Source organism: Sinomonas sp. ASV486 (assembly GCF_030908215.1).
Lineage (GTDB): Bacteria > Actinomycetota > Actinomycetes > Actinomycetales > Micrococcaceae > Sinomonas > Sinomonas puerhi.
Genome location: NZ_JAVFJK010000013.1, coordinates 5,528 through 22,085, shown reverse-complemented (window position 1 = coordinate 22,085; position 16,558 = coordinate 5,528). Strand labels below are relative to the sequence as shown.

Sequence of the window (16,558 nt, the reverse complement as noted above, 5' to 3'; positions counted from 1 at the left end):
CGAAGGTCCCGGTCCCGACTTCAGAACGCGTAGACTCCGGGCCCTTGTGCTCTCGTGCTGTTCGCCTCCGGCTGCTTAGGTTTCCTGCATGGAGAGGCAGGACCCGCGGCGGGACTCGGAGCGGCTGCCCGATGGGCCCGACTACATTCGGCCCCCATACCCCTACGACAACCAGTCTCAGTACCCCTACCTGCAGCCTCGTGGCGATGGGTACGCGACGCCGCCCGCGCCGTTTCCGCGGCGCCAGCCCACCGAGGCGGGCCAGCGCTTCGCGACACGCCTCGCTGTCGGTTTCGTCATCGCGACGGCGGCGATCCAGCTCCTCATCGGGGTGGGCACCTTCTCCCTTCAGATGGATTACTACAACTCGGACGATCTGCGGCGCGAGTTCGACGTGGGTGCGATGCCAGGCGAATCCTTCGAGGACTTCCGGGCGTCCGTCTTGATCCTCACCGAGGCTTTCGTTGGTCGCGTCGATGAACCTACTGAACAGGCGGCGATGGGCGCGGGTGCTGGCCATCTAGGCGCTGGCGCTGGGCATCAGCACGGTCGCGCTCGGCCTCTATAACCTTCCCATCGTGTTGATCGCCGTGCCCGCGATCGTCCTGCTGCTGCGCAGACCGGTGACGATGTACCTGAATGGTCCCTAGGGCAGGCTGCCGGTCGATGGCGGCGGCGCCACGGGAGGGGGACCGCGTGCGCCGCTCGCCTCCGCACAGTTGACGTCAAGGAATGCCCACCGCGCAGGGGGCATTTCGAGGCTGAGGTGAACTCGGCGGGAAGCTTGGACCAACTGTGCACGGATCTGCCCCCGCACCCTCGACGCCTTCGTAGCCTTGAACGGTGCGCTCACCCAAGACCCCTCGAAGCCTCTTCGCCGTCGGCCTCGCGGCCGTCGTCTCAGCCTCTCTCCTCGGTCCGGCGGGTCCGACCCAGGCTTCCCAGACGAAGCCCGCGTCGGTTCCGTCCGCCCACCTTGACCTCGGCGCCCAGGACCTACCGGAGACCCGGACCGAGAAGACCCTCGCCCCAGGGGTCACGCTGACGCAGATCCATCGCGGCGCCGCGGACAGCTCGCTGTTCTGGACGGCGGAGGTCGCGATCCCCACTGGCTCACCCGATCCCGACGCGCCGAAATCGGCGCTTTCGAGCCAGTCGGCCGCGGAGGCGGTCGCCGCCAAGCTCGCGACGGCGGGTGTGGTCGCACGCGTTGAGCAGGTGGTTTCGCCGCAGCTGGCCGACGCGGGAGGCCTTCTGGGCTACCGGGTCCGTGCCGGACACTTCACCGTGAAGGCCGATGGCTCCGCCCTGATCGCCCAGATCAAGGCGGCCGGCTACTCCTCGTCGGTCATCTACACCGGCTGGGATGGCGACGCCGGAACTATCGGCCAGACGCGCGGCCCGTGGAACCTGGATGTCATCACGATCGACCCGAAGCAGTACCACGGCGAGCTTTCTGCATCCTTCGGTCCGGACCTGGAGGCGCCCGAGACCACGAGTCAGCTCGCTGCGGCCCAATACGCGGTCGCGGGCGTCAACGCCGGCTTCTTCGTCTTCGACCCGACTGCCGGCGCCCCAGGGGACCCGGCAGGCGTGGGCGTCTACGGCGGCAAGACCCTTCGCGAGCCCGTTGGTGATCGCCCCGGCCTGATCCTCGATGGTGCAACCAACCGCACGAGCATCCAGCGCCTCACCTGGGCCGGCTCCCTGTCGGCGGACGGCGCGAACGTGCCCCTGACGGGCATCAACCGCGCTCCCGGCTTGATCCGCAACTGCGGCGAGAAGGGCGACCAGCCCACCGAGCTGCCCCAGCAGGACATCACCTGCACCAACCCGGATGAGCTCGTGGCCTTCACCCCCGAGTTCGGGGCCAAGTCACCCACGGGCGCAGGGCTCGAGGCAGTCCTCGATAGCCACGGCACCGTAACCTCCGTCACAGACTCCCGCGGAACCGCGGTCCCGGCCGGTGGCCACACCGTCCAGGCCACCGGCACCGGCATCGCGCAGCTGCGCGGCCTCGCCCACATCGGGCAGAAGCTGAGGGTCAACGTCGACACCGTCGGCGAGGACGGCAAGAGGCTGCCGACCACGAAGGACACGAGTGTCGTCAATGGCGGTCCCATGCTCGTGAAGGACGGCAAGGAGGACGTGACCGCCCGCCAGGACGGCATGGTCCACCAGAACGACTCCAACAGCTTCTACTACGGTTGGGTCCACAAGCGGAACCCGCGCACCTTCGCTGGAACTGACGCCCAGGGTCGCACGATGCTGGTGACTGCAGACGGCCGCTCGACCAGTTCGCTCGGGCTGAGCCTGAAGGAGGAGGCCGGCGTCGCCCAGTCCCTTGGCATGATCCAGGCGATGAACCTCGACGGCGGCGGCTCCACGACCGCCGTTGCCCAGGGTGCGGTGGTCAACACCCCGTCAGGAACGTCGGAGCGGCCCGTCGGCGACGCGATCCTCGTCCTGCCCACCCGCACAGACTCAGAGGCCGCGCGGCGTCCCTGACGCCTCTCTCTGGCGGACGACGGCGGGTGGGCACTCGCTGTCGTCCGCCTGCTGCCGGGATTACTCGTCGTCGCCCTCGGCGAGGTGCAGCGAGGCGGCCTGGAGGATGCCCTCGATGCTCGCGGCGGGGACGTCCTGCCGGTAGGCATCGGCGACGCTCTTGAACCCGATGGCCATCCCGAGGACGAGGCGCGTGTAGTCCGGCGCCATGGCCTCGATGAGCTGCCGGACCACCTGGGGCAGCACCTTCTGGAGCACAGCGGCCTGCTCCGGGGAGCCACCCGCGAACGACACCGACACCGTGTCGTCCACCCGGGCCAGCGTCTTCAGCGACTCCTTGAACATCGCCGTTGCGGTCGGGTCGTCCGGCTCCCAAGAGAGGGCGGCGGTCAGAATCCCTATGCCGCGCTGGATCATTTCCATGTCCTCGGTCATGGGTCCATCGTCCACCCGCTCGCTCGGTCGTCGCCGTCCTCGACCAAGGGCAACTGTCGCGATGACGGAGAGTTCACCGAAATAAACATTTAAATTTAAAGACTATTGCGCAACGCGGTGACCGTCCCTAGAGTTGGACCATCGCCCACGGAAGTGACTGTCGTCACATTCGGGGTGCCCGAACTCAACGCATGACAACCGCGGAGGCTGATAGTGAACCCTTTGTCCCTGACAGGCCAAGTGGCCCTGGTGACCGGTGCTGGCCACGGGATCGGCCGCGCAAGTGCCCTTGCACTTGCCCAAGCCGGAGCGCTCGTGGTGGCGTCCGACATTGACTACGCGCGGGCTGCCGAGACCGAGCAGCTCATCAAGGAGGCCGGCTTCGAGAGCCTTGCCGCCGTCGCCGACGTGACGGACGAGCGGGCTATGAATGCTGTGGTCGATGACATCGTGCGCACCCAGGGGCGGCTCGACATCGTCCACGCCAACGCCGGCGTGCTCATGGCAGGCACCGCGCTCACGCAGACACTCGACGAGTGGGACAAGAGCTTCACGGTCAACGTCCGCGGCACCTTCCTCACAGTCCGCGCGGTGCTTCCCCAGATGATCAAGCAGAAGTCAGGTGCGATCATCATCACCGCGTCGGTGTCGGGGCTCATCGGCGAGCCGGATCTCGTGGCCTACAACTCCTCGAAGGGTGCCCTCGTGAACCTCACGCGGCAGCTCGCCGTCGAGTACGCGGGGCGCGGCATCCGGGTCAACGGCGTCTGCCCGGGGTGGATCGAGACGGGCTTCAATGACCCGGTCCTCGGCCACCTCGACCCGGAGGACCTGAGCCGGCTCGTCGGGACTCAGGTGCCGCTCGGGCGCCAGGGGACCGCTGAGGACATCGCCCCTGCGGTCGTGTTCCTGGCCTCGGACTGGGCCCGCTACATCACCGGGCAGCTGCTGCCCATCGACGGCGGCCTGACCTCGATGTAGCACGCTCTTGCCACTCTCATCCCTCAGGATCCGTTCTCTCCCCAAGGACTCCCATGTCAGTCTCTGAATCACAGCGCACCGACGACGAGATACTTGCTGATCTCGGCTACAAGCCCGAGCTCAAGCGATCGTGGTCGGGCTTCTCCAACTTCGCCATTTCGTTCTCCGTCATCTCCATCCTCTCTGGCCCCTTCATCAGCTTCTTCATCGGCTGGAACAACGGCGGGCCTATGGCCATGAGCTGGGGCTGGCCCGTGGTGTGCGCGCTCATCCTCGTGGTCGGCCTGTGCATGGGCGAGCTCGTCTCGGCGATGCCCACCTCGGGCGGCATGTACTACTGGGCCGCGAAGCTCGGGTCACTGCGGTCGAGCTACTTCACCGGATGGCTCGACTTCGTCGGACTGCTCGCGATCGTCGCGGCCGTCTCCTACGGGTGCGCGACCTTCATCGACCTGACCATCTCCTCGTTCAGCCAGGAGTGGGCCGACGGGTACTCCCTCGCGCGGCTGTTCCTCATCTTCGTCGGCGTGCTCGTCGTCGTGACGCTCTTCTCGATCTTCTCGAGCCACCTGCTGGCGGTCTTCAACAACATCTCGGTGTGGTGGCATGTGGTCGGAACCATCGCGATCATCGCGATCATCGCCTTCCTGCCCGAGCGGCACGCGAGCATCTCCGACGTCTTCGCCCAGCGCATCAACAACACGGGCTTCTTCGACGGGGCAACCTCGGGGATCGGCTTCCTGCTGCTCGTCCTGCCGCAGGCAGCGATCCTGCCGCAGTTCACGGTGACCGGATACGATGCCTCGTGCCACATGTCCGAGGAGACGCAGGGCGCCTCGGACTCGGCGGCCAAGGGGATCTGGCGGGCGATCCTCTACTCGTCGATCGGCGGGTGGATCCTCCTGCTCGCGATCCTGTTCGCCGTGCAGGACGCCGACGCCGTGAGCGCGAGCGGCGGCAGCGTGGTCACCGTCCTGAACCAGGCCCTGAGCGGACCGTGGGTCAGCGCTGTGCTCGTGATCTCGACCGTCGGCCAGTGCTTCTGCGCCATGGCCTGCATGACCTCGACAACCCGCATGCTGTTCGCGTTCAGCCGCGACGGCGCGGTCCCCGGCGCCCGGTTCTGGACCCGGCTCAACAAGCGCGGGGTGCCGCTGTACAGTGTGGCCCTCGTCGCCGTGCTCGCGATCGTCCTCACACTGCCCGCCCTCGTCGAGGTGGACATCAACGGCGCACCCGTGCCGGTGGCCTTCAACGCGGTCGTGTCCATCGGCGTCGTGGGGCTGTACCTCGCGTTCGCGATCCCGATCTTCCAGCGGCTGCGCAAAGGCTCCGCGTTCAAGCGCGGCACCTGGCACCTCGGGCGCCACTACACGTGGCTCAACCTCATCGCCGTGATCGAGATCGCGGTCACTACCGTGATCGCCCTGCTCCCCACTTCCCCGGGCGGCGTCCCGTGGAACCCCGAGTTCGAGTGGAAGTACGTGAACTACACGCCCCTCGTGGTCGGCGGGACCCTGCTCGCGCTGTGGATCGCGTGGCAGGTCCGGGTCAGGCACACGTACACCGGCCCCCGCTCCACCGTCGAGCTGCCCAACGGGCTCACCTCGGCAGACGAGCTCGAGATCGAGTACGAGGAGCACCACCCCGGGCACCATCACCACGACGCCCCGCACGGGTCCGCGCCGCGCGATCCTGATCTGCAGCAGGCCGGCAGCCGCGGTCCCGCCAGCTGATCCCTGCTTACCCGTGTCTGCCTGACGCGCGACGTCGGTGACTCGCCCTCCGAGGGTGGGCCACCGGCGTCGTGCTCCTTCCTGGAAGCGGATCGAGGCGTTCAGCCGGCGACGATGAGGAGCCAAGGAGGGGACGCGAGGGCCGCCGCGGGAATCGGCACCGACCGGAGCCCGGCCCGCGGGCCCTCGAAGCGGGTGCCCGGGGCGAATCGCGCGCTATTGGACGCGACCACCTTGCCGGTTTCGGTGATGAGGGCGACGTCCTCGTCCCTGCGGCCCAGCTTCCGGAGGAACGCGCGCTCGAGGTGGTCCATCGAGAGGTCTGCCCCGGCCACTGCGGCCGCTCGACCGTCCCGGAGCACCGGCTGCGCGGCGGTCACGACCTTCCTGTCGAAGGCGCCGCCGAAGTCGATGTACGGGCCGACAAGCTTGGGGCGGCCTGATGCCAGCGGCCCCTGGAACCAGGTCATCTCGGTGTAGTCGTAGAAGTTGACCGATGCGGGGTTGAGATTGTGCGGGACGAAGACGACCTTGCCCCCGACGAGGCTCCACCACTGGTGCCATGTCTCGGCATCAGCCAGCAGTCCCGAGACCACAGAGACCCCGGCGCTCTCCACGAGGCCGTCCTGCGCCAGGACGATGCGCTCGACGACCGGACGGAGGGACTCTAGCGTGCTCCGCGACGGGGCAGAGGCGGCGAGGGCGCCGGCGGCTGCCGCCGACAGCGCGGCCAGGTCCGCGAACACGCCGTCAAGTAGCTGAGCGAGGGACTCCGCCGCGGCGCCCAGGGCCTGCTTGAGGGAGCTCATCGCGGGTCCACGAGGTGCGCTGTGAGGAGCGCCAGATGCTGGTCGATGATGAGGGCACCTTCCCGTTCGACATGCGCTACGGCGAGGTCCTCGGCCGCGCGGGCGTCGCCTCGTTCGATCGCGTCCAGGAGCGCCCCGTGCTCGGTGTCAGCGGATTCCTGCTCGTGCTCCCACGCGTGGCTCCATGCCAGCGGGGAGAGTTCGGCGTGGATCTGGATCAGGAGCGCGGTCAGGCGGCGGGACTGTGCGGCGACGCCGAGCCCGATATGGAGCCGCGCGTCCGTCTGGCGGAGCATGGGGGCCTCGGAGCTCGCGGCAAACCGCTTCGCGAGGCTGCGCAGCCGCCGGAGGTCCTGCTCATCGGCGCGATGGCACGCGAGTCGAGCTGCCGAGCCCGCAGTCGCGCCCGCGAGGTCGACGAGATCGCGAAGGTCGTCGCTCGTGTGGCTGAGCAGCATGCGGGCAATGTCGGCTTCGACAACGGGGAGCACCCCGGTCACGTAGCTCCCGCCTCCGCGTCCGCGTCGTGTCTCGAGGAGCCCCTTGCTCCGCAGCACGGCGAGAGACTGCCGCAGGGTGAGCGGGGACACCCCCAGATGTTCGGCCATGATCGACTCTGTCGGAAGCCGCTCGCCGGGGCTGAGGAGCCCCAGTCCGATGGCGCTCTCCAGCTGGTGGGTCACCTGCTCGGCGCGGCCGGACGCGTCATGGCCGGGGGCGCGGACCTGTGCGGCCAGGTCGAGGGCTCGGAGCGAGACGGAGCCGGCGAGGTCACTCATGGGCTCGGCCAGGGTCCCCACCATCCTCCACGTTGGTCTGCACTGAATATGTAAATCATAAACTTCAATGTTTTCTTCGGCGGCGCGACGCGTCGGCTCTCGCCGAAGTTTCCAGCGCGCACACGACGGCGGCTCCCGTATCGGCTCTGGCCGGGCACTCACCGCCGTGCCTACGATGCCCGAGACCGCCACAGGAGGACCCATGCCCAATCCCAACACATCGCCTTCCGAGGACACTGCCATCGCCCGCGATTGGTTCCACAGCGCGGTCGTCTACCAGATCTATCCGCGCAGCTTCGCGGACTCCAACGGCGACGGCGTCGGGGACCTCCGCGGCGTCATCAACCGCCTCGACTACCTCGGGCACTTGGGCGTGGATGTCGTCTGGCTCTCGCCCGTGTATCGCTCCCCGCAGGACGACAACGGCTACGACATCAGCGACTACCAGGACATCGACCCCCTCTTCGGGTCCCTCGCCGATCTGGACGAGCTCATCGCAGGCCTGCACGAGCGCGGCATGAAGCTGGTCATGGACCTCGTGGTCAACCACACCTCGGACGAGCACCCCTGGTTCGCGGAGTCCCGCGCCTCCAAGGAATCTCCCAAGCGCGACTGGTACTGGTGGCGCCCGCCGCGGCCCGGCCACGAACCGGGCACGCCCGGGGCAGAGCCGAACAACTGGGCATCGTTCTTCTCCGGCCCGGTCTGGGAATTCGACGAGGCCACCGGCGAGTACTACCTCCACCTCTTCTCGAAGAAGCAGCCGGACCTGAACTGGGAGAACCCCGAGGTGCGGCGGGCCGTCTACGCGATGATGAACTGGTGGCTGGACCGCGGCGTGGACGGGTTCCGCATGGACGTCGTCAACTTCCTCTCCAAGGACCCGGCGCTGGGGGATGCCCCGGCCACCGAGGGCGAGCCCTACAGCCACGACCGCAGCGGCTATGTCTGCGGCCCGCGCATCCACGAGTTCCTCCAGGAGATGCATCGCGAGGTGTTCGCCAGCCGTGCCGCGGGCCTGTTGAAGGTCGGCGAGATGCCCAGCGTCACGCTCGAGGACGCCGTCCTGTTCACCGATCCGGCGCGTGCGGAGCTGGACATGGTCTTCCAGTTCGAGCACGTGAACCTTGACCACCTTGACGGCAACAAGTGGCGGCCGGGCGCACTCCGCCTCACCGACCTCAAGGCCTCCCTCGGGCGCTGGCAGTCGGGGCTCGCGGAGCGGGGGTGGAACAGCCTCTACTGGGGCAACCACGACCAGCCGCGCGCCGTCTCCCGTTTCGGCGACGACGGCGCGTACCGCGAGCTCTCGGCGAAGATGCTCGCTGGGGTCCTGCACCTTCACCGCGGCACCCCGTACATCTATCAGGGCGAGGAACTGGGCATGACCAACATGGCCTTCACCGGGATCGACGCCCACCGGGACATCGAGGTCCTCAACCATTACCAGGAGGCCACGGGCGGGCTGGGGCTCGACCCGATCGAGGTCCTCGCCTCCATCGCGCCGCTCAACCGCGACAACGCGCGCACTCCCGTCCAGTGGGACGCCGGCCCTGCCGCCGGCTTCAGCACCGGGACGCCGTGGATCGTGGTGAACCCGAATGCGGTGGAGATCAATGCCGCCGACCAAGTCGACAGGGAGGACTCCGTCTTCAGCTTCTACCGCCAGCTCATCCGCCTCCGCCACGAACTGCCGGTGATCGCCGACGGCGACTTCACGATGCTCCTGCCGAACCACGAGGCCGTCTACGCTTTCACCCGGCGACTGGGCGGGACGGAGCTGCTGGTCTTGGGCAACTTCTCCGGGGACCCCCAGCAGGTGGACGTTGGCGACCCCGGCTGGGCGAACGCGGACCTTCTGCTCGGGAACTACTCCGGCAGCCCCAGCCTGGACCTGCGCCCCTGGGAGTTCACCTGCCGGCTGCGGACGGGGGACGGCGGTTGAGCGACGTCGAAACCCACGACGTCGGCGACCCGGCCCGGGCGGGTGATTCGCTGGCGCCGTACGCGGGTAAGGCGGTAGGTAACGCAGCATTCAGGGCGTCCGCCCGCCAGCCTTGGCCGGGGTGCCCCTCTTAGCCCTGTGCCGCGGTCAGGCAAGCCCTTCGACGAAAGGTGTCACCATGCGAGCCGTCCAGATTCCAGCACCCGGCGAGTCCTTCGAAGCCGTCGAGCGCGATGTCCCCGACGTACCGCGCGGACACGTCCTCGTCCGCGTGGCCGCCTCCGGCATCTGCCACAGCGACACAATGCCCGGCGCTGGCCTCGCTTCGTCCTACCCGCGCATCCCGGGCCACGAGATCGCCGGGACCGTCGAGACCGTCGGGCAGGGCGTCGAGCAGTGGAAGCCCGGGCAGCGTGTGGGGGTCGGCTGGTTCGGCGGTGCTTGTTTCGTATGCGACGCGTGCCGCGACGGCGACTTCATCTCGTGCCGCGCCGGTAAGGTCACCGGCCTCACGTCGGACGGCGGGTACGCCGAGTTCGTCGTGGCCCCAGCCGACGCGCTCGCGGCGGTACCTGACGCCCTCAGCGATGCGGAGGCCGCGCCGCTCATGTGCGCGGGCGTGACCACGTTCAACGGGCTCCGCAACAGCGGCGCCCGGCCCGGCGACGTCGTCGCCGTCCTCGGGCTCGGTGGACTCGGGCACCTCGGGGTTCAGTTCGCGAGCCGGATGGGCTTCGAGACCGTGGCGATCGCGCGCGGCGCCGAGAAGGAGCAGTTCGCCCGCGAGCTCGGCGCCCACCACTACATCGACAGCACGGCGGACGACGTCGCGGGCGCGCTCTCCGCGCTCGGCGGGGCGAGCGTCGTGCTCGCCACCGTGACGGATGCCGCGGCGATGACGGCCACCATCGGCGGGCTCGCACCGCGCGGGAAGCTTGTGGTGCTCGGCGTCCCGCACGACCCGCTTGCCGTCAGCGCGGGGGCGATCGTCGGCGGCAGCCAGTCGGTGGCAGGGCACGCGTCCGGCTCCGCGAAGGACTCCGAAGACACCCTCCGCTTCGCCGCCCTCACCCGCGTCCGGCCGCTCATCGAGGAGTACCCGCTCGAGAAGGCTGCCGACGGGTTCGACCGCATGATGTCCGGCGAGGCGCGCTTCCGGGTGGTGCTGACGGTCGAGTGAGCCGCGCGGGCGGGGCGGGGGCGGCTTGAAAGAAATCGAGCCGGCGGTGTCCGATGGGGGCAGGGCCGTTCGTTGCAGGGGTGAGCGGCCGCCCACGCGGGGCGTCCCCAGCCGAAGGAGATGACCGAGATGCAGTATCTGGTGTCCGTGATCAATGACAGCAGCGACCTCGCCACCGACGAGGAGGACGCGGCGATCGATGTGTTCAACCAACGGCTCCAGGCCGAGGGCCACTGGGTCTTCGCCGGCGGGCTCGGCGGGCCGGACATGGCCACAGTGATCGACAACAGGGGGGCGGAGTCCGTGGTCACCGACGGGCCCTTCGTGGAGACGAAGGAGTGGATCGTGGGCTTCTGGATCGTGGAAGCTCCCGATCTGGACGCGGCGCTCAAGCTCGCCGCCGAGGGTTCGAAGGCTTGCAACCGGAAGATCGAGGTGCGGCCGTTCCTTTGAACCCGCTTGACGTCGCCTCCGCGATCACCCGGGCGCACCACGAGGAGTGGGCCCGGGTGGTGGCCTCGCTGGCCCGCCGCTTCGGCGACCTCGACATCGCCGAGGAGGCTGCCGCCGAGGCGTTCGCCGTCGCCGTCGAGCGCTGGCCGCACGACGGCGTCCCGCCCAACCCGGGTGCCTGGCTCACCACCACGGCGAACCGCAGGGCCATCGACCGGATCCGGCGCGAGAAGAAGCGCGACGACAAGCATCGGGAGGCGTTGTTGATGCACGACGGCGACCCGCACCCATCGCTCGGCGCCATCGACGACGACCGGCTCCGGCTGGTCTTCACCTGCTGCCACCCGGCGCTAGGGATGGAGGCCCGGGTGGCGCTGACGCTGCGCATGGTCGCGGGCCTGACCGTGCCCGAGATCGCGCGTGCCTTCCTGGTCCAGGAAGGCGCCATGGCGCGGCGGATCACGCGCGCCAAGGACAAGATCAGTACGGCGCGCATCCCGTACCGCGTGCCCTCGGCCGAGGACCTCCCGGCGCGCGTCTCCGGCGTGCTCACCGTCCTCTTCCTCGTGTTCAACGAGGGCTATCTGGCGAGCGGCCCCGGCACTGATCCCGTGCGTCCCGGCCTCACGTCCGAGGCGATCCGGCTCGCCCGCCTGGTCCGGGCCCTCCTGCCGGATGACGGCGAGGCGGTAGGCCTCCTGGCGCTCATGCTCATGACCGAGGCCCGCCGCACCGCCCGGGTCTCGGCCGACGGTGAGCTGGTCCCCCTCGACCGGCAGGACCGCGCGGTCTGGGACGCGGTGCTCATCGCCGAGGGTCACAGGCTCGTGCGGGAGCGCCTTGCCTCCGGCGATGCCCCGGGCCGTTTCCAGATCCTGGCGGCGATCAACGCCGTGCACACCTCCGCCCGCGATGCCCGCGACACCGACTGGTCGCAGGTCGTGGCCCTCTACAGTCAGCTCATCCGCCTCGACCCCTCGCCGGTGGTCGCGCTCAACCGGGCTGTAGCGGTCGCCGAGCTCGAGGGTCCCCAGGCGGGCCTCGCGGCCGTCGACCTGCTCGGCCAGGCGCTCGCCGGCTACCGTGCCTACCACTCCGCCCGCGCGGAGCTGCTGCGGCGCCTGGGCCGCAGCGATGAATCCCGCGCGGCCTACGACAGAGCGATCGGGCTGCCCGGCCACTCCGCGGAGACCGCGTACCTCGTCCACCGTCGCGACGAGCTTGAGGGCCCGCTGGGATAGGACGGCGACGCGACCCGCTGGGATAGGACAGCGGCGCGAGCAGCTGGAGTAGCACGGCGACGCGACCCGCGAAGGCGCGCCGCCGCCGTCGTGCCTAATCCCTGCGGAGTGGCTCTCGGGCCGATTCGTCGGTAGAACCGAAGAGTACTGGCCTAGAAAAGTCGCTTTACCTGATGGGTATCGCCTTCCCATACTGGTCAGGACTTGTGTGGCTTGTGTCACCCAAGAGTGTTCGAACTGAGGCAGGAGTAGGCGATGAGTTCCATAGAAGCCCGGTCGGTGTGGCGCCGCAAGCCGCTGGACGCGATCGAAGAGGAAAGCGCCACGAGCGGCCTCCACAAGAGCCTGGGGCTGTGGCAGCTCACGGCGATCGGTGTGGGCGGGATCATCGGTGTCGGCATCTTCTCCCTCGCCGGTCTGGTGGCGCACGGCGATGCAGACAACCCGGGCGTGGGGCCTGCGGTGCTCATCTCCTTCCTCATCGCGGGGCTGGCGTCGGCCGCGGCCGCGCTCTCCTACGCCGAATTCGCGGGCATGATCCCACGCGCCGGATCCGCGTACACGTACGGTTCGGTGGCGCTCGGGGAGCTCGCGGGCTGGTTCATCGGCTGGGACCTGCTGCTCGAGTACATCGCCATCGTGGCCGTCGTCGCCATCGGCATCTCCGGCTATCTGGACGCGTTCCTGGGTGGCTTCGGCGTGCACCTGCCCGCCTGGATGGCCTCGACCGTGGACGAGGGAAAGGGCGGCATCATCAACCTGCCCGCCATCCTCATCTGCCTTCTGGTGACCCTGATCCTGAGCCGCGGCACCAAGGCGTTCGGCCGCTTCGAGCTCGCCGTGGTCGTCGTCAAGGTGGTCCTGATCCTGTTCATCGTGGGCCTGGGCGTGTTCTACATCAACACGAACAACTACGTGCCGTTCATGCCGAGCGGCTTCGCCCCGGTGGCCAGCGGCGCGGCCACGGTCTTCTTCGCCGTCTTCGGCTACGACGCGATGAGCACCGCCGCCGAGGAGGCCACCGACGGCAAGAAGCACATGCCCAAGGCGATCATCCTCTCGCTCGTCATCGCGATGCTCCTCTACGTCGCGGCGACCCTCGTCCTGACGGGCATGCAGAACTACCACGACATCGACCCCAAGGCGGGCTTCGCCTCCGCCTTCGCGGGCGTGGGCCTGCCCATCGTCGCGAGCATCATCTCCGTGTTCGCAGTGCTCTCCATCCTCACCGTGATGCTCACCTTCCTCCTCGGCGTGACCCGCGTGTGGTTCTCCATGAGCCGCGACGGCCTGCTGCCCAAGTGGTTCTCTAAGGTGGACCGCGGCGGGACCCCGCAGCGCGTGACGTGGATCGCCGGCGCGGGCTCCGCGTTCCTCGCAGGCGTCTTCCCGATCCGGGCCGTGGCCGACCTGACCAACATCGGCATCCTCGCCGCCTTCGTGGTGGTGTGCGTCTCGGTCATCGTGTTCCGCCGCACCAAGCCGCACGCGCCGCGCACCTTCCGCCTGCCGTGGATGCCCGTGGTGCCGGCGTTCGGCGTGATCGCCTCGCTTGCCCTGATCACGCAGCTGCACTGGGAGACCTGGGTGCGGTTCGTGGTCTGGCTCGCGATCGGGCTGGTCATCTACTTCGCCTATGGCCGCAAGCACTCCCTCCTCAACCCCGACAGCCCGCGGCATGCGCGGGAAGCGAGCCGCCGCGCCTGAGGCGCTTCGTCTCGCGGGGCGAGCGCACGACGGCGGGGGCGCACCCGCCGTCGTTCGCTCGCCTTTCCTGGCCGGGTTATCCACAGGACCTCCGCCGCCGGGACCCCAGGGCATCGATCGCAGATAGGCTCGCAGTGTCTGTCGAAGACATCCACAAGGTCTATCCCGGGGGGAGATCGCTCGATGCTTTCTGATGTGCCTGCTGACAGTGCGAACGCGGAGGCGAAGCCTCCCGCTCCAGCACCAGCCAACCGATTCACCATTCCCTGGCAGGGCGCTGCGGCGGGCGTCGCCGCCGGGCTCGCGTTCTTTCTCCTGTGTCTGGCCACGGTGCTTCTGGCTGCGGCCGGAGGGGCCGTCGAATCCGTCGGCAAGTCGGTGCCCGCAGTGGGGGACGCGGTCGCCAGCGAGGCCGCCGGTGCCGTCGCGGCGATCGCGGCGCAGCTGGGCGCGATGGCGCTGCTGGGCTCCGCGGAGGGCCACGCCTCGGCAGCGTTCGGTGTCCAGGGTTCGGCGAGCATCTTCGCCGTGCCCGCAGGGCTCACGCTCGTTGCAGCCCTGCTCGCCCTCGCTGCCGGCGCGCTCCAAGCCCGCTTTTCGCCCGCCACGAGCGTCGCTGTACGCGCAGCCCAGGCTGGTGCGTTCGGCCTCGGCTTCGCGGTGGCGACAACTGTCATCGCCGTTTCGGCGCCCGTGCGCTCCGCATCGTCGGGCGCGGCGGTAGATCTCAGTGCGGCGGGGTTCGTGCCGTTCCTTGTGGCCCTGGTGCTCGGCGCGGGCATGGCATGGCTCGGCTCCGGAATGGGCCGTGCGCAGGTACCGAAGCCTGCTGTGGGCCCGCAGGTTGCCCGCTTGGCGGCCATGGTGCTGCCCGGCGCCAAGGCTTGCGCCGTCCACCTTCTGGCCTTCAGCGTCATCGCCGTCCCCGCGGCCTGGATCGCCGGCGGCATCCAGGGCGGCTGGGGCGCGACGCTGTCAGCCCTGCTGTGGCTCGGCCACGCGGCCGCTGGCGCGTTCACGATCGGCCACCTCGGAGGGATCACGAGCGGAAGCGCCTTCGGTGCCGTCCGGAACGAAGGCCTCTACTACTTCCTCGCTGGGGACAGCGGGCCCGTGCCGGTCTGGGCGGCGTGGCTCCTCGTGGTCCTCGCCATCCTCGTGACCATGGTGGCAGGAACCGTGTTGGCCCTGGCCCGCGGTGCTTCGTCGCAGGACTGGAGGCACACCTGGGTCGGGCCTGTCGTGTACGGACTCGCGGGACTTGCGATCCTGGGCCTGTTCCACGTGTCGATGAGCGCTAGCTTCAGCGCCTTCCTCGGGGCAGGGTCGGTCCAAGCATCGGCGGGCCCGGCCGGGTGGTTCCCCCTTGTCCTTGCCGCATGGGGCCTCCTCGCCGAAGCCGCGAGCCGCGTCCTGGCTCCATCTCTGTTGGCTGCTCTCCCGGGTCCGGTCCTTGTCAGGCTGGGCAGGGGCTTTGGCCCCACGGCAGTCCCCGCGCACGACGCCGCGCCCTCGCCCTCCGCGCCACCGGCGCCTGCCGCAGCCTTGCCCGCCGTCGGGACCCTGAGCCCGCGGGCGAGGAAGCGCGCGCTCGTGGCGCTCGCCGTCGTCGTCGGTGTTGGCTTGCTCGTGGGCGCCGGTGCCGTTGCGCTCGCCGTGGTGAAAGCCGGCAGGGGACCGGACGCCGTGGTGCGGGCCTATCTGGACGATGTCGTAGCAGGGCGGGCTCAAGGTGCGATGGGGAAGGTCTCACCGAACGTGCCCAACGAGTCGCGGGCGCTGCTGAGCGATGAAATTTACGGAAAGGCCGGCGGGCGGATCGACCGCTACTCGGTGGTGAGCACCGAGTCCAAGGGCACGTCGTCGTCCGTCGTCGTGGAGCTCAGTCAGGGCGGCCGCACCGAGCGGACGACCTTCATGGTCTCCAAACGCGATCCCAACGTGTTCGACGACAACTGGGCAGTCGATTCGGGCAGTCTCGTCCGCCCCGTCAAGGTCACGGTGAACACCAAGAACCCGAAGATGACGGCCAACGGCTCGGCGGTCACGGCTGCTGGACCGGACGTGAACGTGGGGTCCTCGTACAGCCTCGGGTCAGCCTCCGCGCAGACCGGCCCCGACGGCTGGCTCTCGGACCGCACCACGACGCTCACGTTCTACGCGCTGCCGGGCCAGTACACGTTCGGAGTCGACACGGGCAGTCCGCTGCTCGACGGCGCGAAGCAGCGGGCCACCGTGGCAATCGGGGCGCAGGCCCCTGCCTCGGCGACCCTCAAGGCGGCGCCGAGCAAGGAGTTCCGGGACCAGCTCGATGCATCGGTCAAGGCGTTCCTGGATCATTGCGCGGCGCGGACAGCGCTTCCGGCCTCCACCGGCTTCACGGACGCCGAGTGCCCCTTCGACCGGTCAGGCTGGTCCGGCTACGACTACCGCAACGTGCACTGGAGCATCACGAAGGCACCGACGTACGCGGTGGGCGACCGCGTCTATCCGGACGGTGCCGTAGCGGTTGAGCCGAAGACGACCGGCACGGCCGAGCTCTCGTACCAGAGCAAGAGCACCTCCAGCTACGCGAAGGACAGCCCGTACACGGACACCAAGGACACCCTGAGCATCTCCCTGTACGGAGTCGCGAAGGTCAAGGACGGCAAGGCCGAGTTCCAGTTCGTGCCGTACGGGATCTACAAGCCGGGGTCCTGAGCGAACCGGTGAGCGGACGACGGCGGGGGGGCCCCCCCCCGCCGCCCCACACAAGGAGGGCCCGATTCCCCCCCCCCCCACCGC

At 69.1% G+C, this 16,558-nt stretch carries 13 protein-coding genes; 10 read left to right on the top strand and 3 right to left on the bottom strand.

Annotation, left to right across the window (positions count from 1 at the left end):
* Positions 1–88 precede the first annotated feature (88 nt).
* Together RBS60_RS16905 and RBS60_RS16900 are read left to right on the top strand one after the other, a co-directional pair.
* Positions 89–568 carry a hypothetical protein gene (locus RBS60_RS16905; RefSeq protein ID WP_307958734.1) on the top strand — a complete coding sequence of 160 codons (480 nt, stop codon included), beginning with the start codon at positions 89–91 and terminating at the stop codon, positions 566–568.
* Between the two features lie 275 nt (positions 569–843).
* Entirely contained in the window at positions 844–2,508 is a 1,665-nt protein-coding gene (locus RBS60_RS16900) for a phosphodiester glycosidase family protein (RefSeq protein WP_307958733.1), read from the top strand.
* Positions 2,509–2,568: 60 nt separating this feature from the next.
* Here the strand turns inward: RBS60_RS16900 and RBS60_RS16895 are convergent, their stop codons facing one another.
* On the bottom strand, positions 2,569–2,943 hold the full coding sequence (locus RBS60_RS16895) for a hypothetical protein (RefSeq protein WP_307958732.1): 375 nt from the start codon (positions 2,941–2,943) through the stop codon (positions 2,569–2,571).
* Positions 2,944–3,165: 222 nt separating this feature from the next.
* On the opposite strand from RBS60_RS16895, the gene RBS60_RS16890 reads away from it, so the two are divergent.
* Together RBS60_RS16890 and RBS60_RS16885 are read left to right on the top strand one after the other, a co-directional pair.
* Positions 3,166–3,924, top strand: coding sequence for an SDR family NAD(P)-dependent oxidoreductase (locus tag RBS60_RS16890; RefSeq protein WP_307958731.1), 759 nt, complete (start codon positions 3,166–3,168; stop codon positions 3,922–3,924).
* Positions 3,925–3,977: 53 nt separating this feature from the next.
* On the top strand, positions 3,978–5,660 hold the full coding sequence (locus RBS60_RS16885) for an amino acid permease (protein WP_307958730.1): 1,683 nt from the start codon (positions 3,978–3,980) through the stop codon (positions 5,658–5,660).
* 101 nt (positions 5,661–5,761) lie between these two features.
* Here RBS60_RS16885 and RBS60_RS16880 read toward each other — a convergent pair whose 3' ends face one another.
* Positions 5,762–6,469: a cache domain-containing protein gene (locus tag RBS60_RS16880; protein WP_307958729.1), complete on the bottom strand. Its 708-nt coding sequence runs from the start codon at positions 6,467–6,469 to the stop codon at positions 5,762–5,764.
* Complete coding sequence (locus RBS60_RS16875; RefSeq protein ID WP_307958728.1) at positions 6,466–7,248, bottom strand: FCD domain-containing protein; 783 nt, start codon at positions 7,246–7,248, stop codon at positions 6,466–6,468. The genes RBS60_RS16880 and RBS60_RS16875 overlap by 4 nt, the downstream gene beginning before the upstream one ends.
* 202 nt (positions 7,249–7,450) lie before the next feature.
* Here RBS60_RS16875 and RBS60_RS16870 point away from each other — a divergent pair, with 202 nt between their 5' ends.
* From RBS60_RS16870 to RBS60_RS16845, 6 genes are all read left to right on the top strand, one after another.
* Positions 7,451–9,193: an alpha-glucosidase gene (locus RBS60_RS16870; RefSeq protein WP_307958727.1), complete on the top strand. Its 1,743-nt coding sequence runs from the start codon at positions 7,451–7,453 to the stop codon at positions 9,191–9,193.
* A 178-nt stretch (positions 9,194–9,371) separates the two neighbouring features.
* Positions 9,372–10,373, top strand: a complete 1,002-nt coding sequence (locus RBS60_RS16865; protein WP_307958726.1) for an alcohol dehydrogenase catalytic domain-containing protein — start codon at positions 9,372–9,374, stop codon at positions 10,371–10,373.
* A gap of 129 nt (positions 10,374–10,502) precedes the next feature.
* On the top strand, positions 10,503–10,826 hold the full coding sequence (locus RBS60_RS16860) for a YciI family protein (protein WP_307958817.1): 324 nt from the start codon (positions 10,503–10,505) through the stop codon (positions 10,824–10,826).
* Complete coding sequence (locus RBS60_RS16855; protein WP_307958725.1) at positions 10,823–12,067, top strand: DUF6596 domain-containing protein; 1,245 nt, start codon at positions 10,823–10,825, stop codon at positions 12,065–12,067. The genes RBS60_RS16860 and RBS60_RS16855 overlap by 4 nt, the downstream gene beginning before the upstream one ends.
* 255 nt (positions 12,068–12,322) lie before the next feature.
* Entirely contained in the window at positions 12,323–13,774 is a 1,452-nt protein-coding gene (locus RBS60_RS16850; RefSeq protein WP_307958724.1) for an amino acid permease, read from the top strand.
* A 195-nt stretch (positions 13,775–13,969) separates the two neighbouring features.
* Positions 13,970–16,474, top strand: a complete 2,505-nt coding sequence (locus RBS60_RS16845; protein WP_307958723.1) for a hypothetical protein — start codon at positions 13,970–13,972, stop codon at positions 16,472–16,474.
* Positions 16,475–16,558 lie beyond the last annotated feature (84 nt).

Excerpts from the sequence above, each read along its gene's own strand:
- RBS60_RS16905 (WP_307958734.1), top strand. The coding sequence starts at position 89 with ATGGAGAGGCAGGACCCGCGGCGGGACTCGGAGCGGCTGCCCGATGGG.
- RBS60_RS16895 (WP_307958732.1), bottom strand. The coding sequence starts at position 2,943 with ATGACCGAGGACATGGAAATGATCCAGCGCGGCATAGGGATTCTGACC.
- RBS60_RS16885 (WP_307958730.1), top strand. The coding sequence starts at position 3,978 with ATGTCAGTCTCTGAATCACAGCGCACCGACGACGAGATACTTGCTGAT.
- RBS60_RS16880 (WP_307958729.1), bottom strand. The coding sequence starts at position 6,469 with ATGAGCTCCCTCAAGCAGGCCCTGGGCGCCGCGGCGGAGTCCCTCGCT.
- RBS60_RS16875 (WP_307958728.1), bottom strand. The coding sequence starts at position 7,248 with ATGAGTGACCTCGCCGGCTCCGTCTCGCTCCGAGCCCTCGACCTGGCC.
- RBS60_RS16870 (WP_307958727.1), top strand. The coding sequence starts at position 7,451 with ATGCCCAATCCCAACACATCGCCTTCCGAGGACACTGCCATCGCCCGC.
- RBS60_RS16865 (WP_307958726.1), top strand. The coding sequence starts at position 9,372 with ATGCGAGCCGTCCAGATTCCAGCACCCGGCGAGTCCTTCGAAGCCGTC.
- RBS60_RS16860 (WP_307958817.1), top strand. The coding sequence starts at position 10,503 with ATGCAGTATCTGGTGTCCGTGATCAATGACAGCAGCGACCTCGCCACC.
- RBS60_RS16850 (WP_307958724.1), top strand. The coding sequence starts at position 12,323 with ATGAGTTCCATAGAAGCCCGGTCGGTGTGGCGCCGCAAGCCGCTGGAC.